The 26,717-nt window shown below is 56.0% G+C and carries 26 protein-coding genes and 1 pseudogene; 17 read left to right on the top strand and 10 right to left on the bottom strand.

Going from position 1 to position 26,717, the window contains the following annotated elements; translation table 11 throughout:
- The first annotated feature begins 18 nt into the window (after positions 1–18).
- From ACR0IK_RS08165 to ACR0IK_RS08150, 4 genes are read left to right on the top strand one after another with little or no spacing between them, the layout of a single operon-like run.
- Complete coding sequence (locus ACR0IK_RS08165) at positions 19–297, top strand: hypothetical protein (RefSeq protein WP_480641091.1); 279 nt, start codon at positions 19–21, stop codon at positions 295–297.
- Positions 285–803: an ATP-dependent zinc protease family protein gene (locus ACR0IK_RS08160; protein WP_480641090.1), complete on the top strand. Its 519-nt coding sequence runs from the start codon at positions 285–287 to the stop codon at positions 801–803. Before ACR0IK_RS08165 ends, ACR0IK_RS08160 begins: the two co-directional genes overlap by 13 nt.
- Entirely contained in the window at positions 800–1,705 is a 906-nt protein-coding gene (gene rimK, locus ACR0IK_RS08155) for a 30S ribosomal protein S6--L-glutamate ligase (RefSeq protein WP_480590419.1), read from the top strand. Before ACR0IK_RS08160 ends, rimK begins: the two co-directional genes overlap by 4 nt.
- Positions 1,706–1,710: 5 nt before the next feature.
- On the top strand, positions 1,711–2,745 hold the full coding sequence (locus ACR0IK_RS08150; protein WP_480641089.1) for a succinylglutamate desuccinylase/aspartoacylase family protein: 1,035 nt from the start codon (positions 1,711–1,713) through the stop codon (positions 2,743–2,745).
- 47 nt (positions 2,746–2,792) lie between these two features.
- On the opposite strand, the gene ACR0IK_RS08145 is transcribed toward ACR0IK_RS08150, so the two are convergent.
- Both ACR0IK_RS08145 and ACR0IK_RS08140 read right to left on the bottom strand, forming a co-directional pair.
- Positions 2,793–3,158 carry a hypothetical protein gene (locus tag ACR0IK_RS08145; protein ID WP_480641088.1) on the bottom strand — a complete coding sequence of 122 codons (366 nt, stop codon included), beginning with the start codon at positions 3,156–3,158 and terminating at the stop codon, positions 2,793–2,795.
- An 18-nt stretch (positions 3,159–3,176) separates the two neighbouring features.
- Positions 3,177–3,518 (bottom strand): EF-hand domain-containing protein, encoded by a 342-nt coding sequence (locus tag ACR0IK_RS08140; protein ID WP_480641087.1) that lies wholly within the window; start codon positions 3,516–3,518, stop codon positions 3,177–3,179.
- A gap of 673 nt (positions 3,519–4,191) precedes the next feature.
- Here ACR0IK_RS08140 and ACR0IK_RS08135 point away from each other — a divergent pair.
- Complete coding sequence (locus ACR0IK_RS08135) at positions 4,192–4,326, top strand: hypothetical protein (protein ID WP_480641086.1); 135 nt, start codon at positions 4,192–4,194, stop codon at positions 4,324–4,326.
- Positions 4,327–4,531: 205 nt separating this feature from the next.
- Here ACR0IK_RS08135 and ACR0IK_RS08130 read toward each other — a convergent pair.
- From ACR0IK_RS08130 to ACR0IK_RS08115, 4 genes and pseudogenes are all read right to left on the bottom strand, one after another.
- Positions 4,532–4,651 (bottom strand): annotated as a pseudogene (locus ACR0IK_RS08130) (integrase); the annotation flags it as partial.
- Between the two features lie 20 nt (positions 4,652–4,671).
- Positions 4,672–6,555, bottom strand: coding sequence for an adenylate/guanylate cyclase domain-containing protein (locus ACR0IK_RS08125; RefSeq protein ID WP_480641085.1), 1,884 nt, complete (start codon positions 6,553–6,555; stop codon positions 4,672–4,674).
- 250 nt (positions 6,556–6,805) lie between these two features.
- Positions 6,806–7,420, bottom strand: a complete 615-nt coding sequence (locus tag ACR0IK_RS08120) for a GNAT family N-acetyltransferase (protein ID WP_480641084.1) — start codon at positions 7,418–7,420, stop codon at positions 6,806–6,808.
- 243 nt (positions 7,421–7,663) lie between these two features.
- Positions 7,664–8,143, bottom strand: coding sequence for an adenylate/guanylate cyclase domain-containing protein (locus ACR0IK_RS08115; RefSeq protein ID WP_480641148.1), 480 nt, complete (start codon positions 8,141–8,143; stop codon positions 7,664–7,666).
- Between ACR0IK_RS08115 and ACR0IK_RS08110 the strand changes: the two genes are divergently transcribed.
- From ACR0IK_RS08110 to ACR0IK_RS08100, 3 genes are all read left to right on the top strand, one after another.
- Complete coding sequence (locus tag ACR0IK_RS08110) at positions 8,045–9,079, top strand: amino acid ABC transporter substrate-binding protein (protein ID WP_480590398.1); 1,035 nt, start codon at positions 8,045–8,047, stop codon at positions 9,077–9,079. The genes ACR0IK_RS08115 and ACR0IK_RS08110 overlap by 99 nt on opposite strands.
- Before the next feature lie 74 nt (positions 9,080–9,153).
- Positions 9,154–10,287 carry an ABC transporter permease subunit gene (locus ACR0IK_RS08105; RefSeq protein WP_480641083.1) on the top strand — a complete coding sequence of 378 codons (1,134 nt, stop codon included), beginning with the start codon at positions 9,154–9,156 and terminating at the stop codon, positions 10,285–10,287.
- 1 nt (position 10,288) lies between these two features.
- Positions 10,289–11,356 (top strand): amino acid ABC transporter permease, encoded by a 1,068-nt coding sequence (locus ACR0IK_RS08100; protein ID WP_480590394.1) that lies wholly within the window; start codon positions 10,289–10,291, stop codon positions 11,354–11,356.
- Between the two features lie 97 nt (positions 11,357–11,453).
- On the opposite strand, the gene ACR0IK_RS08095 is transcribed toward ACR0IK_RS08100, so the two are convergent.
- Genes ACR0IK_RS08095 through metC form a run of 3 tightly spaced genes read right to left on the bottom strand, consistent with a single transcriptional unit; the run spans position 11,454 to position 14,201 of the window.
- On the bottom strand, positions 11,454–12,338 hold the full coding sequence (locus tag ACR0IK_RS08095; protein WP_480641082.1) for an MBL fold metallo-hydrolase: 885 nt from the start codon (positions 12,336–12,338) through the stop codon (positions 11,454–11,456).
- A 14-nt stretch (positions 12,339–12,352) separates the two neighbouring features.
- Positions 12,353–12,988 carry a VOC family protein gene (locus ACR0IK_RS08090; protein WP_480590389.1) on the bottom strand — a complete coding sequence of 212 codons (636 nt, stop codon included), beginning with the start codon at positions 12,986–12,988 and terminating at the stop codon, positions 12,353–12,355.
- Between the two features lie 10 nt (positions 12,989–12,998).
- Positions 12,999–14,201, bottom strand: coding sequence for a cystathionine beta-lyase (gene metC / locus ACR0IK_RS08085; RefSeq protein ID WP_480641080.1), 1,203 nt, complete (start codon positions 14,199–14,201; stop codon positions 12,999–13,001).
- Positions 14,202–14,266: 65 nt separating this feature from the next.
- On the opposite strand from metC, the gene ACR0IK_RS08080 reads away from it, so the two are divergent.
- Both ACR0IK_RS08080 and ACR0IK_RS08075 read left to right on the top strand, forming a co-directional pair.
- A complete protein-coding gene (locus ACR0IK_RS08080) occupies positions 14,267–16,600 on the top strand; it encodes a molybdopterin-dependent oxidoreductase (RefSeq protein WP_480641079.1) in 2,334 nt (777 codons plus the stop codon).
- On the top strand, positions 16,597–17,364 hold the full coding sequence (locus tag ACR0IK_RS08075) for an IclR family transcriptional regulator (protein ID WP_480641077.1): 768 nt from the start codon (positions 16,597–16,599) through the stop codon (positions 17,362–17,364). Before ACR0IK_RS08080 ends, ACR0IK_RS08075 begins: the two co-directional genes overlap by 4 nt.
- Positions 17,365–17,385: 21 nt before the next feature.
- On the opposite strand, the gene ACR0IK_RS08070 is transcribed toward ACR0IK_RS08075, so the two are convergent.
- The gene (locus tag ACR0IK_RS08070) at positions 17,386–17,781 is read right to left on the bottom strand and encodes a rhodanese-like domain-containing protein (RefSeq protein ID WP_480641076.1); all 396 of its coding nucleotides are present in this window, start codon (positions 17,779–17,781) and stop codon (positions 17,386–17,388) included.
- A 132-nt stretch (positions 17,782–17,913) separates the two neighbouring features.
- Here ACR0IK_RS08070 and ACR0IK_RS08065 point away from each other — a divergent pair, with 132 nt between their 5' ends.
- Genes ACR0IK_RS08065 through ACR0IK_RS08035 form a run of 7 tightly spaced genes read left to right on the top strand, consistent with a single transcriptional unit; the run spans position 17,914 to position 26,660 of the window.
- Positions 17,914–19,188: an NAD(P)/FAD-dependent oxidoreductase gene (locus ACR0IK_RS08065; protein ID WP_480641074.1), complete on the top strand. Its 1,275-nt coding sequence runs from the start codon at positions 17,914–17,916 to the stop codon at positions 19,186–19,188.
- Positions 19,189–19,194: 6 nt separating this feature from the next.
- Positions 19,195–21,261 (top strand): hydantoinase/oxoprolinase family protein, encoded by a 2,067-nt coding sequence (locus ACR0IK_RS08060; RefSeq protein ID WP_480641072.1) that lies wholly within the window; start codon positions 19,195–19,197, stop codon positions 21,259–21,261.
- A 3-nt stretch (positions 21,262–21,264) separates the two neighbouring features.
- Positions 21,265–22,911 (top strand): hydantoinase B/oxoprolinase family protein, encoded by a 1,647-nt coding sequence (locus ACR0IK_RS08055; RefSeq protein WP_480641071.1) that lies wholly within the window; start codon positions 21,265–21,267, stop codon positions 22,909–22,911.
- 6 nt (positions 22,912–22,917) lie between these two features.
- Positions 22,918–23,664: an SDR family NAD(P)-dependent oxidoreductase gene (locus ACR0IK_RS08050; RefSeq protein ID WP_480641069.1), complete on the top strand. Its 747-nt coding sequence runs from the start codon at positions 22,918–22,920 to the stop codon at positions 23,662–23,664.
- Entirely contained in the window at positions 23,661–25,562 is a 1,902-nt protein-coding gene (locus ACR0IK_RS08045) for a propionyl-CoA synthetase (RefSeq protein ID WP_480641068.1), read from the top strand. Before ACR0IK_RS08050 ends, ACR0IK_RS08045 begins: the two co-directional genes overlap by 4 nt.
- Complete coding sequence (locus tag ACR0IK_RS08040) at positions 25,559–25,903, top strand: RidA family protein (protein ID WP_480590365.1); 345 nt, start codon at positions 25,559–25,561, stop codon at positions 25,901–25,903. The genes ACR0IK_RS08045 and ACR0IK_RS08040 overlap by 4 nt, the downstream gene beginning before the upstream one ends.
- A 13-nt stretch (positions 25,904–25,916) precedes the next feature.
- Entirely contained in the window at positions 25,917–26,660 is a 744-nt protein-coding gene (locus ACR0IK_RS08035) for an amino acid ABC transporter ATP-binding protein (RefSeq protein ID WP_480590363.1), read from the top strand.
- Positions 26,661–26,717 lie beyond the last annotated feature (57 nt).

The raw sequence follows: 26,717 nt of genomic DNA, 5'->3' as shown, positions 1-26,717 counted from the left end.
GCCAATATAGGGAAAGTCATGCGTGAAAATGACTGGATATCTATGACCGCTGAACGCTTGGCGGACCTTTACGATCAGGACTTTGGCGGTAAGGCAAATGGACGTTATCGAATCCCGGACAAGCTCGTGCGTCGGATCGCAGGGCGTAGACGTTTATACGAAACGGACATCCGCGGATTGTCAGTCGCGCTCTTTGAACTTGGGTACGTGTTAATCGATATGGACACGTTTTATGTTGTTATGAGCGCCAATTCGTTTGTGAACTACAGGCGTGCCAACGATGAATGCACAGAGTAGATGCCATGGTGAAGCGTGCCGCACACCCAGAGATTATAGGTTGGCGTGAACGCATCAGCCTGCCCGACTTTGGAATAGAGAATATACCGGCTAAGATAGACACGGGCGCGAGAACCGCAGCGCTCCATGCTGTGGATCAGTCAGTGTTCGAGATTGACGGCGAGCGATGGGTCGAGTTCATGATACCAGTCCAAAACCGCCGTTCGCCAAACCGGGTTCGAACCAGGGTTGTCGACGAACGCGAGATTAAGAACACCGGAGGTGTCCCCGAACGTCGACTGATTGTGAGAACGCAGCTTTTGCTCGGGCGGCATCGCTGGCAGATCGACGTCTCTCTGGCCAACCGTGCGAAGATGGAATTTGATCTGATCCTTGGCCGCACCGCTATTCGCAGGCGGGGGATTCTTGTCGATCCGGGTCACTCCTATCTGCTGGGTTCCGGAAAAGCTCCAACAGGGAAAAAAAAGAAAGCAAGAAGCAGGGACCCGGAGGGACAACGCCAATGAAATTTGTCATGCTGGCCCGGAACCCGGGCCTTTATTCGCACCGTCGTCTGAAAGAAGCCGCAGAGCAGCGCGGACACGAGCTGGATATCGTGAACACTCTGCGCTGCTATATGAACATCGCTTCACGCCGACCCGAGGTCTATTACGATGGTAAGAAGCTTGGGCGTTATGACGCTGTGATCCCCCGGATCGGAGCATCGGTCACTTTTTATGGATTGGCCGTCCTGCGGCAATTCGAAATCATGGGGGTCTTCCCGCTCAACGAGTCAGTGGCGATTGGCAGATCGCGCGACAAGCTGCGTTCAATGCAGCTCATGGCGCGGGACGGCATTGGCCTGCCTGTTACCACCTTCGCCCATGACCCGAAGCAAACCGGTGAAGTCCTCAAACTTGCGGGCGACGCGCCACTGGTGGTCAAGCTGTTGGAGGGCACGCAGGGTATTGGGGTGGTTCTTGCCGACTCAAACCGGTCGGCAAAATCCGTGGTCGAGGCATTTCGCGGCGCGAAAGTTAACATCATGGTGCAGGAGTTCATCAAGGAAGCGGGCGGCGCGGATATTCGTGCGCTCGTGGTTGGTGGGCGCGTGATTGCAGCGATGCAGCGGAAAGGGGCAGAAGGAGAGTTCCGATCCAATCTACACCGGGGTGGAAGTGCCCAACCCATCAAGATCTCACCCGAGGAACGCTCTACCGCTGTGCGCGCGGCCAAGACAATGGGGCTCAACGTTTGCGGCGTGGACATGTTGCGCGCCAATCATGGTGCCGTCGTCATGGAGGTGAACTCCTCACCCGGTCTGGAGGGAGTTGAAAAGGCAACTGGCATCGATGTTGCCGGCAAGATCATCGAGTTTCTGGAAAAGAACGCCGCCAAGGGAAACACCAAGACCAGAGGGCGCGGGTAACGGCCATGCGCGAGCCATTTGAAATCGGGGGCTTCAGCGTCCCGGCAGGTACGCGGGCTACGCTGGACCTGCCGGTGAGCGTGATGTCCGATCATACCCCGGTGAGCATGTCAGTGCATGTGGTTCATGGCCGCCGCCCAGGACCAGTCCTGTTTGTCAGCGCTGCAATTCATGGCGATGAGGTGATTGGTGTCGAAATCGCACGGCGGCTGCTACGGGCACCGCAGCTGGACAAGGTCGCAGGCACTTTGCTGGTTGTGCCCATCGTAAACGCGTTCGGCTTCATGACCCAATCGAGATACCTTCCGGACAGGCGCGATCTGAACCGGTCGTTTCCCGGTAGCGAGGGCGGATCATTGGCGGGCCGCCTCGCACATATCTTTATGACCGAAATTGTTGAGCGTTCCGATCTCGGTATCGATCTTCATTCTGCCGCGATCCACCGCACAAACCTGCCTCAAATTCGAGTTTCGCCAGCCTCGGATGTGACGATCAGATACGCCGATGCGTTCGGTGCACCGGTCGTCATGATTTCCAAGCTGCGCGACGGGTCACTGCGAAAGGCGGCCCAAGAGCGGGGCGTCGATGTGTTGCTGTTCGAAGGTGGTGAAGGGCTGCGTTTCGACGAACTCTCGGCACGGGCGGGTCTCGCTGGTATCCTTCGGGTTATGAACGCGATGGGCATGGTCGCCAAGCGCGGCATCGCTGCCGTACGTGAGGCGCCGGTTCACGCACGGACGAGTTCCTGGGTACGCGCACCCGCCGGTGGATTGCTAAGAACGTTCAAGGCAGCGGGCGAATATGTGAAGGTAGGCGACTTGCTTGGCCGGATCTCGGACCCGTTTGGTGAAATCAGAATGGATGTTCTTGGAGAGTCTGACGGCATCATTGTGGGCCGCACCAACTTGCCATTTGTGCACGAGGGCGACGCCTTGTTTCATATCGCCAAAACGACGAGCGCAGATGTTGAAATGCGGGTCGACATGATCGCCAATCAGCTCGATGGTGATCCAATGTTTGATGAAGATGAGATCATTTAGGTGGCCTGATTGTGAGAGCGCGGGGCAGTTGCCCGTCCCGCGCCATTTTATGAGATTGCACGTAATCCGCGGCTCGCCATTACCTCCCATACGGCGAGCGCGATCAGCGCCGATCCTGTTAGCCATGCGTTGGCCGTTGCCACAATGTGGCCGGTGAAGTTCAGCGCCGCAGGTGCGGCGATCAGAGAAATCCCCAGTGCCGAAACCGGAGCCACCCGTGCGAGAAGGTGGCTCCGGCCGTCAGCGCCGGACATGACCAGGACACTAATGCCAATGGCCATGAAGGCGAGCGCTTCAAGTTCAGCCATGCCCTGTAAAAGAGCTTCCTCACGGAACAGGACAAATGGGGACAGAACCAACCAGATACCCATCGCGGCAAGCAGCCATTTATGGGGCGGGATGGGCTTCCTCATAGCCGTGACGACTTTTGCTTACTGATCCCCTGCGGGACCAGGGAGAAGTTCTGCATCAACAGCGGCAGTCAATTCGTCGTCATTGACGAAACCATCGGCGTTTGCGTCGATCTCCAGGAACAGATCTTCCGAGACTTCAGGATACTTCGTCTGAAGCTCCGCCAGCGATGCTAGGCCGTCACCGTCCATGTCAAGATCAGCAGGCATGGCGAATGCCGGAAGGGCAAACAGGGATGAGAGCAGAGCAACAGCAGAAACTCGACTCATTTTGTTCTCCATCAGAAAATGGGTGTTCAGCCCATAGTGGGGTTGGTGTAGCGCTTGGGCGTCGGTGGCATTTCTACGGGTTTCAGGTTGCAACAGTTCCTCAGATCGAGATCTCCACTACAAAATGAGAAATTTTGATTGGCGTTCCGATCTGGTGGGGCACTTTCGCGCTACGTGGGGAATATGGCACAATCACTTCATGCTGAATATCGAATTTTTTTCGTGGATAGTATCGGAAAATCGAATAGGAAGTTTTAGGTGCAAAGGGCTGTCCAAACTAGCCTCGATACGGTGGCCAAGCTCCACCTGCGATCCAAGAAGTGCGAGCGGGTTTCGGCAATCTAGAATCCGTTCTGATGACGATTGGGCGGCACCCTTCTATGAATTGCTTAGGGTTGGCTGCTTTCGCAGACACGAATACACCTTTGCGCGCGCCAAATCCGGCAGATCAAAAGCTCCAGCCAAGCGGTCACTCGAAATAGCGTACCAAACAATGATTAAGTTCTTCAGCCTTCAAGTTCTGGAGCTAGTCAGCGAAGAATCCGTTTCGGAACAGTTAAGATGGCTTGGCCTAAATGACCGCTCTGACGAAATTACTGCGACCGAAAAATACACATGGTGCAATCATTCGGGTTCAATCTGGTGATACTGTGCCGGGTTTTGGATAGCGCTGGTGCAACTTGCGTTGACCGGGTTTTGGACGATACCGGCACTTGCAACATTACCTGAGTACCTTTGAGTCACTGCGATACCGGTGGGATGGGATTTGGATGCCCTTGCCTCCGCAACCTTGATCTACGCAGCAATCATCGGATTGAAAGCCATCGGCCTACCAGCCGTGAAAGCGCACATGGTGAAAGAAGACTTCATGAAGTCCGATTCTTCGAAAGAAGGTGCCTGAACTTCCGAAGAGTATGACTGCAGTTTGCGGGCAAAGTGAGTGTCCGCAAACGACCCAACCTTCAAACTCTTGTCGGTCTGTTAGTGACAGGTTTGTTGCGCATCTCGGAAGCTGCAAAGCTTGGTGGTGAAGGCCCGCTACGGGCTGTTTGTTCTGGTCGCTTGGTTCAATCGGCGAAAAACGCCGCTGGGAAGCGACCTAATAATTACACCTCAGTAGCCTCCGCGATGGCGAGTGCTTCTTCTATATCCAAGCCTAAATAGCGAACTGTGCCATCCATCTTGGAGTGTCCATTTAGCAGCTGTATTGCCCGCAAATTGCCGGTTTACCGCAGTAAATCCAAGATCATTGAGACGCGTTTTCCGGAACTCCCAATTTTCGCAAATCGTCTAACCAACGGTTGTGGAACTCTTTGTCGGTGAACGGAGCAGCTCCCGCTTCTTCAATATCGTAGTCGGGATTGTCTACTAGAAACTCGCCCATCATGGTGCGGGCCTCGTCATCCCGCCCCAACCGCAGCAAGATCGGAGCAAGAGTACGCCTGAGGCGATCCGGGACCCCGTTCATCTTCTCGATCGAAGCGAGCGCTCCTTCGTATTCCTCCGCGAAGTACTGAGCCCAACCCAGATTCCACAGATACCAATCTGGATGATGAGGATTGAGGCGTATTGCAGCCTTCATCCGATCAACGGCTTCATCTGCCCTTCCGCTGTAGATCAAAGGATCAATAGAGTCGGCAAGTACCTGAGCAGAGTTCGGGTTTAGGGATATCGCCTTCTCATAAAGTGATGCGGCCTTCTCAAGATCGCCACTTTGCACTGTAACATTCGCCAAAACCTGATGAGCTTTGAAATTGAACGGCTCCAGTTTTATCGCTTTTCTGGCCATTTCAAACGCGAGCGCCAAAGATTCTTCACGCGATGTGATTTCAGTCCACCCCCAACGGTAGCCGAAGTTATGGGCCCAAGCGAGTTCGATGTATGCACTTGCGAAATTCGGATCCAGTTCGATTGCCTTCTTGCTCAGCTCCATCGCAAGAATGTTGCCTTCTTTCGTGAAGGTGAATGATTGTTCCTGCGCGCGCTTAAAAAGTTCGTATGCATTCAGGTTGTCAGTTGGTTGGTGTTCCAACCGGTCATACTCCGCCAGGTCGATGTTCTCGTTGAGAGTCAGGGCGATGGTTCGCGTAACATCGTCTTGTACAGCAAAAATGTCCTCAAGACTGCGGTCGTAGCTTTCTGCCCAAAGATGTTTGCCGTTTGTTGCGTCAGTCAATTGCGCTGTGACACGCAACTTGTCGCCGGAAATTTGAACACTGCCCTCGACAATGTAGCGAACGCCCAGCTCTTCGGCCACCTGTTGTACCTTTACCGGTTGATCCTTGTAGGTAAACGTCGAATTGCGCGAGATTACGAAGAAGTCGACAAATCGGGAGAGCGCAGTGATGATGTTTTCGCTGAAGCTGTCGCTGAGGTAATCATGTTCCGGATCGCTGTTCAAATTGTCGAACGCCAGTACGGCGATAGACGGTTTGCCAGCTAGTGGGACGCCGGTTGGACCGGTCGTGTCGGATGATTGGTTCGAAGCAATCCAAGTTTGCCACAAGACCATCCCCCCGACCGCAACTGCAACCGCGACCAGAACAGCTACTAACCATGAGCGACGTGTCGGCGTCTCGGGTCGGGGTATAGTGGAAACGAGTGCCTTTGCTTTGTCATCAAGCAACAGGCTGAAAACACGTATAGGTTCTTCGATGTTTTTGACCTCATGCAACCCAAGGTCTTCAATGTTGAGGTCGAGTTTGTCCTTTACCTGATCAAATACGCTTGCCGCCATATAGATGCCATCAGGCACAGCCAGACCTTCCAGTCGCGAAGCAACGTTTACACCATCCCCGTAAATGTCATCGTTTTCCACGACGACGTCGCCAACGTTGATTCCAATTCGGTAGTGTATCTGGTTGTTTTCCAGAACGTCCTTATTTTTCAGTTCGACGTAATGTTGAAACTCTATCGCGCATTGTACTGCTTCAACGGCGCTGGCAAATTCGATTAGCAGACCATCGCCCATCAATTTGACGATGCGCCCGTTTCGGGCTGCTACGATAGGTTCTATCAGATCTTCGCGATGTGCCTTTATGGACGCCAGAGTACCTGCTTCATTTTCCCGAATGAGGCGGCTGTAGCCCACAACGTCGGCAGCAATTATTGCCGTGAGGCGTCGTTCCAATACCTAACCTCCCTAGCTTAGCCAACAGGCTAGCCAAAAAGTCAAACCTAATCCAGATACGAGGTGAACCGCCACATCTCGTCAACGAAAGCAACCAATTTAATATTGGTCGAGAGCGGTAGCTTTGGTGCGCTTTGCTGGAACCGCAAAGCACGGTTTTGACAGTCTGCTTTAGGCCGCGAACAGCCGGTAACACGATTTGCAGTGAACGTATGGAGTGAGCCCAGAGCCGACGAAAAACGCATGTCAACTACACTGGTAGAACCATGTGGTAGTGTGTACCAACCCCATGGTTTTTGTCGAGTTCTGGCACGCGAGTTTCCACGGCAATCCGCATTCCGATATTCTCGTAAAACTGAACGGCGTCATTATCCGCCGCAACGTCAAGGCAAATTCGTTTGCAACCGGCGTCCTGAGCCTTTGCCTTAGCAACATCAATCAGTCGCCGGCCGATTCCCATGCGTCGAGATTTTGAAGAAACAGCCAGATCGAACACGAAATAGGACCCGTCCAATCCGGGTGGAAATAGCTGTTCCATGAGGTCGAATGCGTGGTCAAGGTGATTTCGGAACTCGGGGCTTTCGTTCCGTCCTTGCCGCGCTCGGGTCTGGACAAAGTGTTCTTCAAACTCATCAAGTGTGTGGGAGACGAGGACCCCGAGAACTTCGTCACCCTGCATCGCAAGCGTGGTCTGCTTGTGGCAAACAATGCCTTCCATTTCCGACCAATCATATGCGAAGATTCGTTTCCAGCGCTCCTCGTTTCCAAAAAGGAACTGCATGAGGGGTGGGTCGACGGTCCAGATAAGATCAGCGACAGGACCGGGCGGATGACTGGCCTTTGCTGCGAGAATTGACAACTCCATAGCTAAGAGGACCTCTCGGTAGATCGTTATCCGTCCAAGCATGGTTCAAACGAGCGCGAGTTTCCAAGTGATTTTTTGTGTTGGTTAAACAAGCGGGCCTATGCGTCGTCGAACGGCAAGTTCGTCCGCTATCCAGAATAGCGAGTTTTCCTTGTGGCTGTCGGATTTGGCTGTGACCTGCCTCATCAAGCCTATACCTGACACTCCGATAGCGAGAAATTCTAGATCTTTTCACCGCAATAACTAACCGGCGGCCTCTGCAAAGACTTCGACCGGTTCCCTAATGCGCTTGTTCTTTTCCTCGCCCCGGCTTTCAGCTTCAAGCGCACCCTCAAATGCGGCCCAGGTTCGAAGAGAAATAAGAATCTCATCGTTATCCGCCATGTCGCAGAGACGAGCAGCTGTGTTGATCGATGTTCCGGAGGCAGTGTAGTCGAAACGACTTTCGGAGCCGACGATACCGACCGTGGCATAGCCGTAGGAGATCCCGGTACCAAATTCTCTGCTCTGTGACCCCAATGGAGGGTTCCACAGTCGAGACTGTTGACTCGTTGCGACAAGTTGTACATTCTCTATATCAATACATATGTGCTGAAATACAGAACAACAGTGGAGTGAAGAAAAATGCATGTCAAAGGTATAGTGGCAAGTATAGCTGTTGCCGCAGGGTTCGCTTTCCCAAGTTTGGCACTTGCGGAAAGCCCGACCATCAAAGCAATCCAGGAGCGTGGCAAAATGCTTTGCTCAGGTCACAACGGCTCATATTTTGGTTTTGTCGAAGTGAATGACAAAAATGAGTGGAAAGGCTTGGACATTGACCTTTGCCGAGCGATGACCACCGCCTTGCTGGGTGATCCGGACAAGGCACAGATTGTTCCGCTCAGCTGGGCGCAGCGTTTCCCGGCCCTGCAATCGGGCGATGTGGACATCATCATCAAGGCCACCGGCTGGACCATGGGCCGTGACACCGAACTGGGTCTGCAGTTCTCGATCCCCTACTTCTTTGGTGGCGCACAATTCATGGCGCATGGCGATCTGGGGATCACCGAAGCGAAAGAATTGGAAGGCGGTACGATCTGTGTTGAGGCGGGTACGACCATTGAGCGCATCGCTGCTAACTACCTTGAGAGCCTTGGCGTAGAGCACACGATGGTGAGCTACGAAAAAGCATCGGAACTACGCGCGGCTTATCTGGCCAACAGATGCGATAGCTTCGTCGCCTGGGGTCCATTCCTGGCCGTCCTGCGCGCCACCGAGATTGAAAATCCAGATGCGCACGTGATCTTAAACGATCAACTTTCGAATGAACCGATCTCAGCCGCGATGCGTCAGGGCGACGAGGACTTTGTCGACTTTACCAACTGGATGCTGGCCGCTCTGCTGATCGCCGAAGAAGAAGGCATTACATCGGAGAATGTCGAAGAAATGGCAGCAAACCCGCCGAACCCGAAGATCGCTCGGCTGTTGGGTGCGGAGCCAGGCATGGGCGAGCGTCTGGGGATCCGTGATACATGGGCCAAAGAGATGATCGCAGTCGTAGGCAACTATGGCGAGATTTATCACCGCAACCTTGGTGACAACAGCCCATACAAGCTGGAACGCGGTCTGAATAACCTCTGGAGCCACGGCGGTGTTCTGTACGCCCCGCAGCTTGACTAAGAGCTAACTTAGACACGGGGGCCGCGTGACATTGCGGCCCCGCATTCTCCCCTAAAATCAGAAGATTAAAAGCCATGGACGCATCCGAACTGAAGGCGCGCGCCAACAGGCGCAAATTGATCATCCAAAGCGCACTGATCGTGTTTACTGTGCTAGTTGTGATTAGCGCCATCCAAAGTGCCAAGGTCAATCTGAATGCGCTGGGTCTGGCCAGCGGCTTTGGGTTCCTTGAACGGTCTACGGGCTGGTCTTACTCTTTCTCGCTGATCGACCGGGATATCAATGACAGCTATGCCCGGACCCTGACGATCGGGTTCCTGAACACTGTTTTCTTGGGCTTTCTGACGATTGTGCTTTCCACTGTCTTTGGGTTTCTCATCGGGACGTTCCGAGACGCGCGGAACCCGGCGCTGAAAACCGCTGCAACGGTCTATATCCAAACCTTCCGGAACATTCCGCTGATCCTGCAGGGCATCTTCTGGTACGCCGTTGTGATCCACCTGCCGGGACCAAGGCAGGCGATGAACCTGGGCGAAGCGATTTTCCTGTCCAATCGGGGGTTGATGATCCCGCTGCTGAACGTATCTCTGACCGTCGCTCTTGTCTTGGTATTGGTTCTGATCGCTGCGGCATTCTTTCTGTCGCGGATGAAGATCAGCCTTGCCAAGATCCTGCTGGCGCTGATCGGCCTGGGCTTTTTCATGGTTCTGGTCGCAACCGGCTTGACAGTTCCGGCGGGTGAGGGGGCAATCTCCTGGCCTGCGCTCAAGGGCCTGCGGTTTGAGGGCGGCCTGACGATCTCACCAGAACTGCTGGTCATGATCATAGCCATCACGCTGTATGGTTCGGCCTATATCGCTGAGGTCGTGCGCGGTGGCCTTGCCGAAGTGCCCAAGGGTCTGATCGAGGCTGGTGAGGCGCTGGGGCTGACCCAGCGTGCGATTTGGGCGCGGATCAAGATGCCCATGGCGCTGCGGACGATCATTCCGCCGCTTGGCAACCAGTGGATTTTCATCATGAAAGCCACAACCATTGGTGTCGCCATCGGGTTCTCTGACCTGTTCTACATCGTCTCTACCTCAATCACGCAGTCCGGGCAGACACTGGAACTGATCGCCATTCTCATGGGCGCGTTCCTGCTGGTCAATTTCTCGATTGCTCAGTTCATCAACTGGCTGAACGAAAGCCTCAAACTGAAGGCGCATTGATATGGCTGACGCGGTACTAACCAATAAATTCGACTGGGAGAAATTCCGCCGCCGTTCGTTCGCCACGCCGACGGATTCCGTCATCACAGTTGTTGTCTTTGCGGGCCTCGCTTGGCTGGTCTGGCAAGCGCTCAGCTGGGGTGTCTTCCACGCGGTGTGGAGCGCAGACAATGTCGAGGAATGTGGCCATGGCGGAGCATGTTGGTCCGTTATCGACGCCCGGCATCGGCTGATCCTGTTTGGTCTTTATCCGTATGATGAACACTGGCGCTCAGCGTTAGCTTGTTTGTCGATTGTCGGCACGGTTATCATCTCGTGCTTTCCATGGACCTGGACAGCCAAGCGCCTGTCGACCATTTGGATAGTGGGTTTCGCCATCTACTACCTGCTGATGGAGGGCAGTCTGCTGGGCTTGCCGAAGGTTACCACGGATCAGTGGGGCGGTCTGGCGCTGACATTGTTCCTGTTCTCAAGCGTAGTTCTAATCGGGATGCCGATGGGGCTTGGTCTTGCGTTGATGCGTCGGTCAGAGATGCCCGTCGTGCGCGGCTTTGCCTCGCTGGTGATCGATATGATCCGGTCTTTGCCGCTGCTGACAACGCTGTTCACCGCCGCCGTTGTGATCCCGATCCTACTGCCAAGTTGGCTGGAAGGAGATAAGATCTGGCGCGTGATCATAGCGTTTGGTTTGTTTTTTGCTTGTTATCAGGCTGAGGTTTTACGCGGCGGGTTTCAGGCTATCCCAAAAGGCCAGTTCGAGGCTGGCAAAGCACTGGGTTTGACCTATTGGCAAATCCTGGCACGCATCGTTCTGCCACAGGTGTTCCGTCATGCCTTGCCCGCGACGGTCAACAACGTTGTCGTGACCTTCAAGGAAACCGCGATCGTGATCATCATCGGGTTCTTTGATGTGCTCGCCTCTGCCAATGCGGCCTTCGGGACGGGCGAATGGGCCCCATATTACATCGAAGTGCTGGCCTTTGTGGCGGCGATCTACTGGGTCTTTCTGTTCGGCCTTGGTCAGTATGGAGAATATCTAAAGCGCCGCATGAAAGTTGCAGAGCGGTAACCTCCCCGTCTTCCATAACCGTAACTGCACCAGAAGCCGCTCATCTGATTTCAGATGGGCGGCTCATTTGTGAACTCTTGTTTGGGCGGGATATTGGTCAAAGCTTGTTGATAGGGGTTCTGAGCATCATGTTCCCTTGGTCGTCTTCGGGAATCTCACCAGCGCGCATGTTTACTTGCAACGATGGAAGAATGAGTTTTGGAACGGCCAGTTGCGCGTCGCGTTCCGTGCGGAATTTGATGAATTCCTCGCGTGATTTGCCGCCGCCAACATGGATGTTCTTGGCCTTCTGCTCACCAATGGTGGTTTCCCACGCAATCGCGCGCCCTCCAGGGCCATAGTCGTGGCAGATAAAAAGCCTCATCTCGTCGGGGAGTGAAAGAACCCGCTGAATGGAATCGTAAAGCTGCCCTGCATCGCCGCCCGGGAAGTCGGCGCGTGCGGATCCGCCGTCCGGCATGAACAACGTGTCTCCAACAAAAACGGCGTCACCGATGACATGGACCATGCAGGCCGGTGTGTGACCAGGTGTGTGAAGCGCAAAGCAGGACAGGCTGCCCAGTTGATATGCTTCGCCGTCGCCAAAGAGGGCATCAAACTGCGAGCCATCCCGCTGAAACTCCGTCCCTTCGTTAAAGATTTTTCCGAACGTATCCTGAACCGTCTGGACATGTTCGCCGATGCCAATTTTACCACCCAACTCCCGCTGAAGGTAAGGCGCTGCTGACAGGTGGTCGGCATGAACATGTGTTTCGATGATCCACTCAAGCGTAAGATTGTTTTTGCGGACAAATGCGATGATTTGGGCAGCGCTTTCAAATGTCAGACGGGCCGCTGCAAGGTCGAACTCCATCACAGGGTCGACAATCGCGCAGGCCGTCGAGTTTGGGTCGCGCACCACGTAGGTGATTGTGTTCGATCCCGGATCAAAGAAACCGGTGACGTCTGGCTTTTGTGTCAGGTTGACCGATGGGATCGACATGGGACACCTCTTTGTTAGTCGAGCGTAACTGTCCCGTTTGGGCTTTCCAGAACAAATGAAAGCGCAGTGGGACCTTCGCAAATCTCAGCCAGATGCGAGATCCCCAGTTTTTCAAACACGTCCTTTATGCGTGCAGCATCCGGTGTTTGAACCTGAACTTTCGACAGCGTCACCCCAAGGTTCTGCTGACCTGTGGAAGGGTGCGGACCCGGAGACCATTCGATGAAAGCAGGCAGCAGACCGCCTTCGGGCAGGTGGCCGTCTTTCGGCACGGTCAGACGCCAGGTCCGATCACCACGCTGAAAATTGACAACTTCGCCCAGGTCAACCGGGCTTGCGGCGATGACGGCATCCAGATCATCGGTGTTCACCACCCAGCAGAGCGCCCGCGGGCGGGCGCTCAGGCGGTCTTGTGTGCGGGGATCATCCAGAGTGAACCACCGTACCCGGCCCGGATCCGCCGCCTCGGGGTCGATTGCGATCAGTTCAAAGAAGCTCTCGTTACCCGCCTGCATAACGCAATTATGCGTGCTCATAGCATCGTGTTTTGATCCTTGAGGCAACTCGACACCCAGCGCGTCTTTCATGGCCGCAACGCCTTGGGCCAGAGTGTCGGCGCCGATGGCAAAATGGTCGATCTTGTTGAGCATTCTCAAATCCTTACTGATCAAGCAGGGGGATGGCGTTGGCGACGTCTGCTTTTAGGCTATCAAGGTCCTCCAACCCGATATTGAAACGGACAAGCTGGCCGGTTTCTGACCACTCGGTCGCTGTGCGTACAGGCGTGACCGGCAGGGCGAGGCTTTCATATCCGCCCCAGCTGACCCCTATTCCGAAATGGTGCAGCGCGTCGACAAAGCGATGCGCGGCGCTTTCACTTGTGGTGTGGAAGACGACGCCAAATAGCCCGGCAGCGCCGGTAAAATCCCGCGCCCAGTTCTCATGTCCTGGACAGGAAGGCAGCGCCGGATGCAGAACGGTTTTGACCTGAGGTTGGTCCAAAAACCAATTTGCCATCTCGCGACCAGCTCTATCGAAATACTCCATCCGCAGCTTCAGTGTTCTAAGTCCACGCAGGGCTAGCAGGATTTCCTGACCACCGGTTTTATCGCCGATCTGCATGACCGCCTTGCGAATGATCTTAGCGTAAGCAGCGTTGCTGGCGGTTATCCCCAGCATGCAGTCTGAGTGGCCTGAAATGTATTTGCTTCCCGAGTAGACAACGATATCAACGCCCCAGGACAGCGGTTGGCTAAAGATGGGCGTTCCCCACGTGTTGTCGAGGACGGTCGGCACATTTGCCGCTTTCGCTGCTTCCGCGGTAGCCCGGATATCAGGCATCTCGAAAGTTCCCGACCCCGGGATTTCAAGCATGATCGCCGCTGTTTCTTCACGTATCAGATCGCTGATCGCGCCACTAATCAGCGGATCGAAATACTCAATCTGCACCCCTTGTTGAGTGAGCAACCCATCGCAAAAGGCACGCGTGTTACCATAGACGTTGTCCGCGACCAATAGATGGCTGCCGGGTCGGGTTAGCGCCATCAAGGTGGTCGTGATGGCGGCCACACCGGAAGATGTCAGCGTGATCGAGTCGGCCCTTTCGAGCTTGGCGAGTATCAACTCCAACTTACGGGTCGCAGCGTTGCCATAGCGGCCATAGTAGAGTGTGCCGCTTTCGTACCGCGCGTCGCGCGCGGCCTCGAATTCCGAAAACGTATCAAATACCATCGTCGAGCCCAGCTCGATCGGCATATTAACGTGCCGCCCTTCTGCACGATCAGGCCGCCCATCCTGCACAAGGCAGTCTGATATATTAAATGGTGTGTCCTGCAATTTTATGCCCTCTGTGTTGATCGGCATGATGACAGTCCAGTTAAATTGTGTCAATATTCGGAAAGAGTGTTTTTCATATCGGAACAATAGACGTGACCGCAGATACTTCTCGGACCCTTACAGGAAATCATTGGGGTGCAGGTATTTCCGAAGCCAAAAACGGTAGACTGGTGGCGGTGCATCCGCATCCAAACGATCCGAATCCTTCAGAGATCAACCGCAATATCGCTTCAAGTCTGAATGGACGCGCCCGCGTGTTGCGCCCGGCAATTCGCCGCGGTTGGTTGGAGGGTCAAGGTGTCCGAGGGCGAGACAGTTTTGTAGAGGTAAGCTGGGATGACGCGCTGGACTTGATTGCCTGCGAATTGAATCGCGTGCGGGACACTCACGGCAACAATGCGATCTTTGGAGGGTCGTACGGTTGGTCCAGCGCGGGGCGATTTCACCACGCGCAAAGTCAACTCAAGCGATTCCTAAACGGGCAGGGAGGTTATGTCCGTTCGGAAGGCAACTACAGTTACAACGCTGCACTGGTGCTGATGCCACATATTGTCGGACCGTTTCGAACCCATGTGGCGCAGGCGACGCGATGGCCTGTTGTTGCTAAACATACCAACCTTGTGGTGATGTTCGGGGGCATGGCAACGCGCAACACACAGGTCAGTGATGGCGGCGTTGCGCGCCATCGGATGCTGGACAATCTGAAAGCCTGTCGTGCGGCCGGCGTTAAGTTCGTGAATTTCAGCCCTTTGCGCACGGACGCTGCGGACGAGATTGGCGCCGAATGGCTGCCACCCAAACCCGGCACAGATACTGCTGTTATGATGGGGCTGGCACATACGCTGCTGACCGAGAACTTGCATGACCGAGAGTTCCTTGATCGCTATACGGTCGGGTTCGACAAATTTGCGGCTTACTTGCGCGGTGATGACGATGGGATTGTCAAATCAGTAGGTTGGGCGGCGTCGATCTCGGGCATTTCTGCCAAGCGCATTGCAACCTTGGCGCGGGAAATGGCTGCCGGGCGAACAATGATAACCTGCGCAGCGGCGCTTCAGCGTGCCGACTACGGCGAACAGCCGTTGTGGATGACGGTCACTCTGGCGGCGATGCTCGGGCAAATCGGATTGCCCGGTGGCGGCTATACGGTCGGCTATGGAGTGAACGCCAATATTGGCAATATCGAACGACCGTTCCGGTGGGGTACGTTGCCACAGGGCAAGAACCCGATTTCTGATTTCATCCCGGTGGCAATGATTTCAGACATGCTTCTGAACCCAGGTGGTGAATACCAGTACAACGGCGAAACCCGCGTGTTTCCTGACATTCGGATGATCTGGTGGGCCGGAGGAAATCCATTTCACCACCATCAGAACCTACGGCGCCTTCACAACGCGTTTCAAAGCCCTGAAACCGTGATCGTGAACGAGCTCAACTGGACCGCAACGGCGCGACATGCAGATATCGTTTTGCCAGTGGCCGCGCCGCAAGAGCGTACGGATTTCGGCGGCGGCAAATCAGATAATGCGCTGGTGCCCATGCCTGCCAGCACTGAACCACGCGAGGAGGCACGGATCGAGTTTGAACTATACGCTGACCTCTCCAAGCGAATAGGCAACGCGGACTTGTTCACTGACGGGTTGGACCAAGTGGGCTGGTTGCGTCGAATATGGGCTCAGACACAAGAGGCGGCATTGGCAAGTGGTGAGCGCTTGCCGAACTGGGATACTTTCATCCAGGGCGACGTAGTGGAATTGCGCGATCCATCCCCGACGCAAGTATTCATGGCTGAGTTTCGGCAGGATCCGGATGCCAACCCGCTGCCAACGCCCAGTGGCCGAATTGAGATATTCTCTGACAGAATTGCAAGTTTTCAGTTGGACGATTGTCGCGGGCATCCGACCTGGTTCGAGCCGCGCGATACTGCTGCGGGCACGCAACCGCTGTATCTTCTTTCGGGTCAGCCGGGCACCCGGTTGCATTCCCAACTAGACAATGGAGACTATAGCCTCAGCCTGAAGGTGCAGGGGCGGGAACCGGTATTGATCCACCCGGAAGACGCGGCGGACCGAGGGATCTCGGATGGCGATGTCGTTGAGCTCTACAATGATCGCGGTCGGTGTTTGGCCGGAGCGCGCATCACGCCCGACATCCTGAAAGGCTGTGTTTTCTTGTGGACGGGTGCCTGGTACGACCCGGACTACGATGCTCCGCAACAACGAGATCGACATGGCAATCCGAACGCCTTGACTCACGACTTTCGCACATCGAGCCTGACGCAGAGCCCTGCGTCGCATTCGACAATGTTGGACGTACGCCTCTTTGACGGCGAAGTGCCCGAACTGACGGTTCATGAACAGCCTGCATTTGAAGCTGTTTCGCGTTCTGTTATACAGAACAAGTTGCGAGGAAAGGACGAGCTTTGAACAAAACACCAAAAGCCCCGAAAGTGGATTCAACCCTGTCTAAAGGGCTGGCTATACTAGAGAATCTCGCGGCACATCAGGGTAGTAAGGGTGTTACTGAGTTATCACGGGAACTGGAGCTGACGAAATCAAACACGTTCCGCCTACTGCAAACACTGATCACGCTTGGGTATGTAAAGCATCTGGACGATAAAACCTATGCAGCAACCCTTAAAACCTGGCAGGTTGGGCGCAGTTCAGTTGAAAACCTGAACCTACGGGCGGTGGCAGCGCCCGAGATGGCATTTCTGAGCCAGGAGACGGGTGAAGCGATCTATCTCGCCGTGCCAGAGGGCCTAAGCGTCATCTATATCGACAAAGTTGAAAGCTTAAAGCCGATCCGGTCCTGGAACCCGGTTGGTGGTAGCGCACCCATTCATTGTGTTGGAACAGGTAAAGCTATTTTGTCGAGCAATTTCGAGCAACTGCGAGAAAAGCTGGATGGTCAACTGGCCAGGTACACCGACAAAACCCTTACCACGCTGGATGAAGTGACTGCTGATGTAGAAGAAACGCGCAAACGGGGTTATGCCTATGATCGTGGCGAATTCCGCGATCGCATTCTGAGCTTTGGCGCTCCTATCCTGTTGCCTGACGGTGAGGCAATCGCGGCGCTTGGTATCTCACTGCCTGATATCAACATGAGCGATGGCGGTGAAGAACGGTTGGGCATGTTGGTACACCACGCTGCGGAAGGCGTAACCCAGAAACTGCGCCAACTCTGAAGCGCAGCTTCCGGTTCGAACTCAATCCTCCTTCTCGACTGGTCCACCGGATTTTTCCCAGGACCCGAAGCCGTCCTTCAGATGTGCGGCTTCAAAACCCATATCCTGCAATGTGGCTACAGTAAGGGCTGAGCGCCAGCCTGAGGCGCAATGGAAGACGTATTTCGTGCCTTCCTGCGCAAAAATGTCCTTGTGGTAGGGGCTGTCGGGGTCGACCCAAAACTCGATCATTCCGCGCGGCGCGTGGAAACTGCCCGGGATGAAACCGGTGCGCTGACGCTCGCGCACGTCGCGGATGTCCACAATAACAACATTGGGATCGTCGATCATTTCGATCAGGTCTGCTGTTTCGATCTCTTCGATGCGATCGCGAGATTCCTGAACCATCTGGGCTGCAGTTTTTTTGAGTTGGGTCATGCTGTATTGTTCCGATATTTAAAACACGTTTTTCATATATTGACACATTGAGGAGATCGTTGCAACGTTAGTTAACAGGAATCGCCGGATAGCTGGTGTGTTCTTTGCTTCAACACAAGAGGGTGCCCGCGCATGAATACAGACAGCCCGATCTCTCTTTGGGATATGTCAGCTGAAGAACCGGACCTTCGGAACCCGATGACAGGCGACGCGGAAACGGATGTCGCCATTGTTGGTGGTGGGTTCACCGGTTTGTCGACGGCGCTTCATTGTGCAGAGCAGGGATTGGGTGCCCACGTGCTTGAGGCCAAGCATATCGGGTTTGGTGGCTCAGGGCGCAATGTGGGTCTGGTTAATGCAGGGGTTTGGCACCCGCCAGCTGCGGTCCGCAAGAAGCTGGGTGACACTTACGGGCCTCGCTTTGTCAAGCGGTTTGGTGAGGGGCCCGCGCAAGTCTTTGATCTGATCGAAAAGCATCAGATCCGCTGCGAGGTTACCAAAACCGGAACAATTCACGCAGCGCATGCACCGTCAGGCTTCGAAGACTTAAAGGCGCGCCATGCGGAATGGGCACGTCTGGGCGAACCCGTCGATTTGCTATCCGCTGAAGAAATGATCGAAAAAACAGGAACAAGCGCATTCCATGGCGGCCTGTTGGACCATCGAGCGGGCACCATCAATCCGATGGGTTATTGCCGAGGCCTGGCGCGTGCCGCAAAGGGTGCGGGAGCCGAAATCAGCACAGGCGTATGTGCAACCAACCTGCGGCGAGACGGTGAAAAGTGGATTGTCGAAACCGACAAAGGGGCGGTCAGAGCCAAGTACGTTGTGCTGGGTACCAATGCCTACAGTGACACACTTTGGCCGGGATTAAATCGCGTGTTCACAATGATCCGGTACTTTCAGTTGGCAACGAAGCCTCTGACCGCGGATATGTCGCATATCCTTCCGGGTCGTCAGGGCGTCTGGGACACAGGCCAGATCATGTTCAGCATACGGCGCGATGCGCATGACCGCCTGGTGATCGGTTCCATGGGAGCGGTCGTCGGATCAGTCGGTCGAGGATTGTCGCACCGCTGGGCCAAGAAACAGCTTGCGCGCCTCTACCCAGAACTCGGTCCGGTAGAGTTCGAGGAAGCGTGGCATGGGAAAATAGCCATGACCCCAGATCACCTGCCGCGTATCTATCAGTTGGCACCCAATCTGCTTACTCCGATCGGCTACAACGGGCGTGGCATCACCACCGGAACAATTTTTGGCGAATGCATGGCCAAACTGATCTCGGGCATGGATCCTAAGGACCTCCCGCTTCCCATGACCGAGTTGTCGACTGTGCCGTCGGCCCCGATCATGTCCCGCCTCTACCAAACGGCTTTTACTGCCAACCAAATCTTCAAGAGCCTTTAGAGATCCATGAGCAATTCAGAAATACGCGTCGGCGTCGATATTGGTGGAACCTTTACGGATGTAGCGCTGCAACATCCCGGCGGTTTGTCCACCTGCAAGGTTCTGACAAATTACAGTCAGCCGGAACAAGCCATACTGGATGGGATTGTTAAGGCAGCGGATCAGGCGGGTGTAGCACCCGGTGAAATCGGCCAGGTCATCCACGGCACCACTCTGGTGACCAATTCACTGATCGAACGGCGCGGCGCAAAGACTGCCTTTATCACGACCGAAGGGTTCCGGGACGTGATCGAGATGCGCTCGGAAAACCGGTTCGAGCAATATGACCTGAACTTGAACCTGCCGAAACCTCTGGTGCCGCGTCAGGACCGGTTCACCCTGAACGAACGCATGGGGCCGGACGGGGAGGTTCTACTGGCGTTGGACCTGTCTGAGGTCAACGCGATGGTCGACACGATCAAGGCAGGTGGGTTCGAAGCGGTCGCCATCGGCCTGATACACGCCTATGCCAATGACGCGCATGAGATCGCCATGGGCGAGGCGCTACGCAAGGCGATGCCAGACCTTTCGATTTCGTTGTCTTCGGTGATCTCGCCGCAGATGCGAGAGTTGCCGCGTTTCAACACGGTGATTGCAAACGCTTATGTGCAACCGCAGGTCGCCGACTATCTGGGCCGTTTGGTGGCGCGTCTGCGCGACACCGGGGTGACGGCGCCTGTGTTTATGCTGCACTCCGGTGGAGGTCTGATCTCGGTCGAAACCGCTGCGGAACAACCCGTGCGACTGCTGGAATCCGGCCCGGCCGGCGGGGCAATCTTTGCCGCCGATTTTGCGCGGGCGCACGATTTGGACAAGGTTCTCAGCTTCGACATGGGCGGGACCACAGCCAAAATCTGCCTGATCGAAGATGGTGCGCCCAAAACCGCCAACACGTTCGAAGTCGCGCGAACTTATCGGTTCAAAAAGGGCTCGGGCATGACCGTGTCGACGCCTGTCGTGGAGATGGTCGAGATCGGTGCCGGAGGCGGTTCGATTGCTTCTCTGGACAGCATGGGACGACTTCAAGTTGGTCCGCGCTCGGCGGCGTCCGAACCGGGACCGGCCTGTTACGGGCGTGGTGGGACAGAGCCAACAGTGACCGATGCCAACCTGTTGTTGGGCCGTTTGGATCCAGACAACTTTGCCGGCGGTGCGATCCCGCTGCACACGGCGCAGTCCGAAAAAGCTGCTGCTAAACTGAACCTCTCCGCCAGGGACGCTGCCTTCGGCATTACTGAGTTGGTGGATGAGAATATGGCCAACGCCGCGCGCGTTCACACAGTCGAGAACGGGCGCGACATTGAACATTTCACCATGATCGCCTTCGGAGGCGGTGCACCGCTGCACGCCTGCCGCCAATGCGAAAAGCTTGGGATCAAGGCACTGATCATCCCACCGGGTGCGGGTGTAGGCTCGGCCATCGGGTTTCTGAAAGCTCCGTTCAGTTTTGAGGCGACACGCGGGCTGTTCCAGCGACTGGACGATTTCGACGCTGGCGCGGTGAACGCTGCGCTGATCGAGATGGAAGCCGAAGCGCGTGCCTTTGTGGACGAAGGTGCCAAGGGTGCTGAAACCGAAATCCGTATGACCGCGCAGATGCGTTATTCCGGCCAGGGCTGGGAAATACCTGTGGTGCTGCCCCACAAACAATTTGAAGACAGCGACGTATCGCTGATCCTCAATGCCTTCGAAGATGCCTATCGAACGCTGTTTGGCCGGATCATCGACGGATTGGCGGTTGAGATCACCAACTGGCTTCTGACAGTTTCCACGGTTTTGCCGGATGCCGAACCTGTCGTCGGTCATAACAGCGGGTCTGGCGCGGATGTCGCACGGATGCGCGGGTTTTTTGATGCCGCCCTACGCAAATCCGTCGAGGCACGCGAGGTTGAACGGTCGAGTATGACACCAGGCAAGGCGGTTGAAGGCCCGGCGATCATCGTCGAATCCGAAACATCAACCGTAGTCACTTCGGGCTATCGCGCGGTGGGGCAGGGCGATGGAAGTTTGCTTTTGCTGGCGAAGGAGGCTTAAGCTATGGGTGCGTCAGATATCGATCATCAGATCATGTGGAACCGCCTGATCGCGGTTGTGGAGGAACAGGCCACAACGCTGATCCGCACGGCCTTTTCAACTTCGGTCCGCGAGGCGGGCGACCTGTCGGCGGGTCTGTTCGACCGCGAGGGGCGGATGATCGCCCAAGCCGTGACCGGCACGCCGGGCCACGTGAATGCCATGGCGGAAAGCGTCACGCATTTCGCTGCCCAGATCGGACCGCAGAACACTTTTGATGGCGATGTGTTCATCACCAACGATCCGTGGCTGGGCACCGGGCACCTGCATGATATCACCGTTGTCACGCCGGTGTTCCGCAAGGGGGCTCATATTGGGTATTTTGCCTGCACCGCTCATGTGGTGGACATCGGCGGGCGCGGCTTTGGACCGGACGGCAACGAGGTGTTCGAAGAGGGCCTCTTGATCCCCATCACCAAATTCGCTGAACGCGGACAGGTCCAATCCCTGCTGATTGAAATGATCCGTGCAAACGTGCGGACCCCGGATCAGACCGTTGGCGACATGTACTCGCTGGCCGCCTGTAACGAGGCGGGCGACCGTCGCCTTCAGGCGATGATGGATGAGTTCGGTATCGACGACCTGCAATCACTGTCGGATTTCGTCATCGAAACAAGCCGCAAAGCGACACTGGAAGCCATCGCCAAAGTGCCCTCGGGTACCTATCACGAGACGATGCAGGTCGATGGCTATGACGCCCCGGTGCATATGGAGGTGACGCTCAGCGTCGATGGCGATCAACTTCTGGCGGATTTCGCGGGCACATCGGGTACGAGCCGGTTCGGCGTAAACTGCCCCGAGGTTTATACCCGTGCTTATGCCTGCTACGCGCTGAAGTGTGCGATTGCGCCGGAAGTCCCGAACAATACCGGCTCGCTTGAGCCGTTTCGGATCACCGCGCCCGAGGGTTGCATCTTAGCGGCCAAACGCCCCGCGCCAGTTTCGGTGCGCCATGTGATGGGACATCTGGTGCCCGATGTTGTGCTGGGTGCGTTGCACAAGGCGCTGCCGGATACGGTTCCGGCCGAGGGGGCAAGTGCGCTGTGGAACATTCAGATTTCCGCCCGGTCTTCGGACCCGGAAAGCGGCCTGCCGAACCGAGAGGTGCTGATGTTCAACTCGGGCGGCACCGGCGCACGCCCCGCCTTTGATGGGCTGAGCGCCACGGCCTTCCCCTCGGGTGTATCGACCATGAGCGTCGAGGCGACCGAACACGTCGGGCCAATCACTGTCTGGCGCAAGGACCTGCGCGAAGGCTCCGGCGGGGCCGGGGCCCTGCGGGGCGGTCTCGGTCAGACCATCGAGATCGAACCACGCGCGGGCTATGATTTCTATTTCAACGCCATGTTCGACCGTGTGAAAAACCCGGCGCGCGGGCGCAACGGCGGCCTGGCTGGTGGTGCGGGTGCTGTTGAGCTTACCGACGGGACAAAATTACGCTCGAAAGGGCGGCAATTGGTCAAATTCGGCCAGCGGTTGAAACTCAGCCTGCCAGGCGGCGGGGGCTACGGCGCGCCGAAACAGAGAGATCGTGCCGCGGTAGCCAACGATTTGGCGGCCGGTTTCATTACGCCAGAGCAGGCAAAGAACGACTATGGATTCGAAGGGTAAACGCAGATGGCTAATACTCCAGTTGCAGTTGTAACCGGTGCCGCTCAGGGCATTGGACTGGCCTGTGCCGAGGCGCTGAAAGAGGATGGCTTCAAGGTCATTCTGGTTGATATTCAGGACAGCGTGCACGAGGCGGCCGCCGTCCTTGGCGGGGTCGGAATGGTGTGTGACATGGGCGATGTGGACGCCATCAGAGCAATGTTTGACACGATTGAGACCGAACACGGCCCGGTGTCGGCGTTAGTGAACAATGCGGGCATCGCGATGCCGGGGAATTTCCTGGATTATGATCTGGCCGCCTATGACCGGGTGATGGATATCAACCTGCGCGGCGTGTTCGTGGCGATGCAACGGGTTGCGAACACGATGGTCGAAAAGGGCATTGAAGGCGCGATCGTGAACATGTCGTCGATCAACGCGCAGGTCGCGATCCCTGCGATCCCGGCCTATTGCGCCTCAAAAGGCGGGGTTATGCAGTTGACCAAGGCGGCTGCACTGGCGCTGGCTCCGAAAAATATCCGTGTCAATGCAGTCGGCCCCGGCTCGATTGATACCGAGATGATGGCAGGTGTGAATGCCAATCCCGAAGCCTTCAAGATGGCGATGTCGCGCACGCCAATGGGCCGTGCAGGCACCGCGCGGGAGATCGGAGATGTGGTGGCATTCCTCTGCTCGAAAAAGGCCAGCTATGTCACCGGCGAAACGATCTATGTCGATGGCGGGCGCCTCGGCCTGAACTATGTGATGTCATGAGCTACGCAGACGCATATGCAAGCTGGCAGGCTGATCCTGCGGCGTTTTGGGGCAAGGCCGCCGAGCAGATCGACTGGTTTATCCCGGCGGAAAAGGTCTTTGACCCGGATATGGGCGTCTATGGGCGCTGGTTCGCCGGGGCCACCTGCAACACCTGCTGGAACTGCGTCGACCGCCATGTCGAGGTCGGGCACGGCGACCGCAAGGCGCTGGTTTATGACAGCCCGGTCACCGATACGGTTCAGACCTACAGCTTTGCTGAATTGCAGGCCGAAGTCGGCGCGCTGGCCTCGGTCATGCGGGCGAATGGCGTCAGTAAAGGCGACCGCGTTGTCATCTATATGCCGATGGTGCCGCAAGCGGTGTTTGCGATGTTGGCCTGCGCCCGTCTGGGGGCAATCCATTCGGTTGTGTTTGGCGGATTTGCGCCGCACGAACTGGCCACCCGTATCAACGACGCCGCGCCCAAGATGATCATCTCGGCCTCCTGCGGGATCGAGCCCGGACGGATCGTACATTACAAACCGCTGCTGGACGCGGCCATTGAGGAAGCCAGCACCAAGCCCGAGCATTGCCTGATCCTGCAACGCGACATGGAACCGGCCGAGATGATTCCGGGCCGCGATCTGGATTATGCCGAACTGGTCGGCGCTTCAAAAGCAGCAGGGGGGACCACGGAATGCGTGCCGGTTGCGGCGACCGATCCGCTCTATATCCTCTACACCTCGGGAACCACCGGCCAGCCCAAGGGCGTTGTGCGCGACAATGGCGGGCATATGGTGGCGTTGAAATGGACGATGGAGCACCATTACGGGATCAATCCCGGTGAGGTTTTCTGGGCCGCGTCAGATGTGGGCTGGGTCGTGGGGCATTCCTACATCTGCTACGGGCCGCTACTGCATGGGTGCGCCACCGTGGTCTATGAGGGCAAGCCGGTGGGCACGCCCGATGCGGGCGCCTTCTGGCGGGTCATTCAGGATCATGAGGTTGCCGCGCTGTTCACCGCCCCGACCGCTTTCCGCGCGATCAAGAAAGAAGACCCGAAGGGGCAGTTGATCGGGCAGTACGACCTGTCGAAATTCCGTACGCTGTTCCTGGCCGGCGAACGCTCGGATCCGGCGACGATCCAATGGGCCGAGGAAAAACTGCAGCGCCCGGTTATCGACCATTGGTGGCAGACAGAAACCGGCTGGGCGATGTCGGGAAACCCGGTCGGGCTGGGACAGTTCCCGGTTAAATACGGCTCACCCGGTAAGCCAATGCCGGGCTACGACATTCAGGTGTTGGATGATGAAGGCCATGAGGTCCCGCCCGGCACCTTGGGCAACATCGTCTGCAAACTGCCGCTGCCGCCCTCGGGCTTTCCGACGCTGTGGAATGCGCCGGAACGGTTCCTGTCATCATATATGAACGAATTCCCCGGCTACTACGCCACGTCTGATGCCGGGATCATTGATGAGGACGGATATGTCTTCATCATGGCCCGCACGGATGACATCATCAACGTGGCCGGGCATCGCTTGTCGACCGGCGCGATGGAAGAGGTGATCGGGGCGCATCCCGACATCGCGGAATGTGCTGTGGTCGGCGCGGCGGACGCTCTTAAAGGTCAAATGCCGTTGGGTTTCTATGTGACCAATGATGGCGCTGACCGGGATTCGGGTGAGCTGGAAAAAGAGTTGGTCGCGCTGATGCGGGAACAGATCGGGGCCGTCGCAGCATTTAAAACAGCCATTCCGGTCAAACGGTTGCCGAAAACACGATCCGGCAAGGTATTACGCAGTACGATGCAAAAGATTGCCGATTGCGTCGAATTCAAAATGCCGGCCGCCATTGATGATCCGGCCATTCTGGATGAGATTTTCGATGCACTGAAGGGCCGGGGGTTGCTGAAATGATTGAACGTCTCCACACCAGCGAGCGGATGTCGAAAATCGTCAAGCACAATGGTGTGGCCTATTTGTGCGGTCAGATTGGCGCTGGAGAAAGTGTCACCGACCAGACGCAGGACTGCCTTTCGCGTATCGATGCCCTGTTGGCCGAGGCGGGTTCGGATCGAGAACACATCCTGCAGGCCATCGTCTGGCTGCGGGATATGGCGGATTTTGCGGAAATGAACGCCGTCTGGGATGCCTGGGTGCCTGAGGGACACGCGCCAGCACGTGCTTGCGGCGAGGCCCGGCTGGCGCGGGATGTACTGAAAGTCGAGATCATCATCACAGCCGCAATAAGAACTTGAAGGGGAGATTGCCATGTCCGAAACACCAGCCGTCAGACTAAGCAAAGTGGAAAAATACTACGGATCTTTCCATGCCCTCAAGAACATTAATCTGACCGTGACCAAGGGCGAGAAAATCGTCGTCTGCGGGCCGTCGGGATCTGGTAAATCGACCATGATCCGAACAATCAACCAACTCGAGGAACACCAGTCCGGTCTGATTGAGATCAACGGCCACGCGATCAGTGCCGAAGATCCGAATATCGACAAGATGCGGCAGGAAGTAGGTATGGTGTTTCAGCACTTTAACCTGTTCCCGCACATGACGATCCTTGAGAATTGTACATTGGCCCCGATGCTGGCCCGCAAAATCTCTCAGGCTGAGGCGGAAGAGACCGCGATGATGTATCTGGAAAAGGTCCAGATCGCCAATCAAGCTCCAAAGTATCCCGGCCAGCTGTCCGGCGGCCAACAGCAGCGCGTAGCCATCGCGCGAGCGCTTTGTATGAAGCCCGACATTCTGCTGTTTGACGAACCTACTTCGGCTCTGGACCCGGAGATGATTGGCGAGGTTCTGGACGTTATGGTGACACTGGCCCAGGAAGGGATGACTATGATTTGCGTCACGCATGAAATGGGTTTCGCACGAAAAGTTGCGGATCGGGTTATCTTCATGGATGCCGGCGAAATTATCGAGGAAGACGACCCGGAGAGTTTCTTCAACAACCCCAAGAGCGAACGCACAAAAAACTTCTTAGAGCAAGTTCTAGTTCATTAGGGAGCAAGAACTCACTCTTGCGAAAGTCCTATCAGTTTGGCGTGGAGCTATGGCACT

The organism is Ruegeria sp. BF7 (assembly GCF_056538605.1).
This window is presented reverse-complemented; position numbering and strand designations above follow the sequence as displayed.

Coding starts and splice junctions, on each gene's coding strand:
- ACR0IK_RS08150 (WP_480641089.1), top strand. CDS start 1,711: ATGCGCGAGCCATTTGAAATCGGGGGCTTCAGCGTCCCGGCAGGTACG.
- ACR0IK_RS08040 (WP_480590365.1), top strand. CDS start 25,559: ATGATTGAACGTCTCCACACCAGCGAGCGGATGTCGAAAATCGTCAAG.
- ACR0IK_RS08145 (WP_480641088.1), bottom strand. CDS start 3,158: ATGAGGAAGCCCATCCCGCCCCATAAATGGCTGCTTGCCGCGATGGGT.
- ACR0IK_RS08110 (WP_480590398.1), top strand. CDS start 8,045: ATGCATGTCAAAGGTATAGTGGCAAGTATAGCTGTTGCCGCAGGGTTC.
- ACR0IK_RS08095 (WP_480641082.1), bottom strand. CDS start 12,338: ATGTCGATCCCATCGGTCAACCTGACACAAAAGCCAGACGTCACCGGT.
- ACR0IK_RS08035 (WP_480590363.1), top strand. CDS start 25,917: ATGTCCGAAACACCAGCCGTCAGACTAAGCAAAGTGGAAAAATACTAC.
- ACR0IK_RS08045 (WP_480641068.1), top strand. CDS start 23,661: ATGAGCTACGCAGACGCATATGCAAGCTGGCAGGCTGATCCTGCGGCG.
- ACR0IK_RS08165 (WP_480641091.1), top strand. CDS start 19: ATGCGTGAAAATGACTGGATATCTATGACCGCTGAACGCTTGGCGGAC.
- ACR0IK_RS08065 (WP_480641074.1), top strand. CDS start 17,914: ATGAATACAGACAGCCCGATCTCTCTTTGGGATATGTCAGCTGAAGAA.
- ACR0IK_RS08100 (WP_480590394.1), top strand. CDS start 10,289: ATGGCTGACGCGGTACTAACCAATAAATTCGACTGGGAGAAATTCCGC.
- ACR0IK_RS08120 (WP_480641084.1), bottom strand. CDS start 7,420: ATGGAGTTGTCAATTCTCGCAGCAAAGGCCAGTCATCCGCCCGGTCCT.
- ACR0IK_RS08055 (WP_480641071.1), top strand. CDS start 21,265: ATGGGTGCGTCAGATATCGATCATCAGATCATGTGGAACCGCCTGATC.
- ACR0IK_RS08070 (WP_480641076.1), bottom strand. CDS start 17,781: ATGACCCAACTCAAAAAAACTGCAGCCCAGATGGTTCAGGAATCTCGC.
- ACR0IK_RS08105 (WP_480641083.1), top strand. CDS start 9,154: ATGGACGCATCCGAACTGAAGGCGCGCGCCAACAGGCGCAAATTGATC.
- metC (WP_480641080.1), bottom strand. CDS start 14,201: ATGCCGATCAACACAGAGGGCATAAAATTGCAGGACACACCATTTAAT.
- ACR0IK_RS08160 (WP_480641090.1), top strand. CDS start 285: ATGCACAGAGTAGATGCCATGGTGAAGCGTGCCGCACACCCAGAGATT.
- ACR0IK_RS08050 (WP_480641069.1), top strand. CDS start 22,918: ATGGCTAATACTCCAGTTGCAGTTGTAACCGGTGCCGCTCAGGGCATT.
- rimK (WP_480590419.1), top strand. CDS start 800: ATGAAATTTGTCATGCTGGCCCGGAACCCGGGCCTTTATTCGCACCGT.
- ACR0IK_RS08060 (WP_480641072.1), top strand. CDS start 19,195: ATGAGCAATTCAGAAATACGCGTCGGCGTCGATATTGGTGGAACCTTT.
- ACR0IK_RS08090 (WP_480590389.1), bottom strand. CDS start 12,988: ATGCTCAACAAGATCGACCATTTTGCCATCGGCGCCGACACTCTGGCC.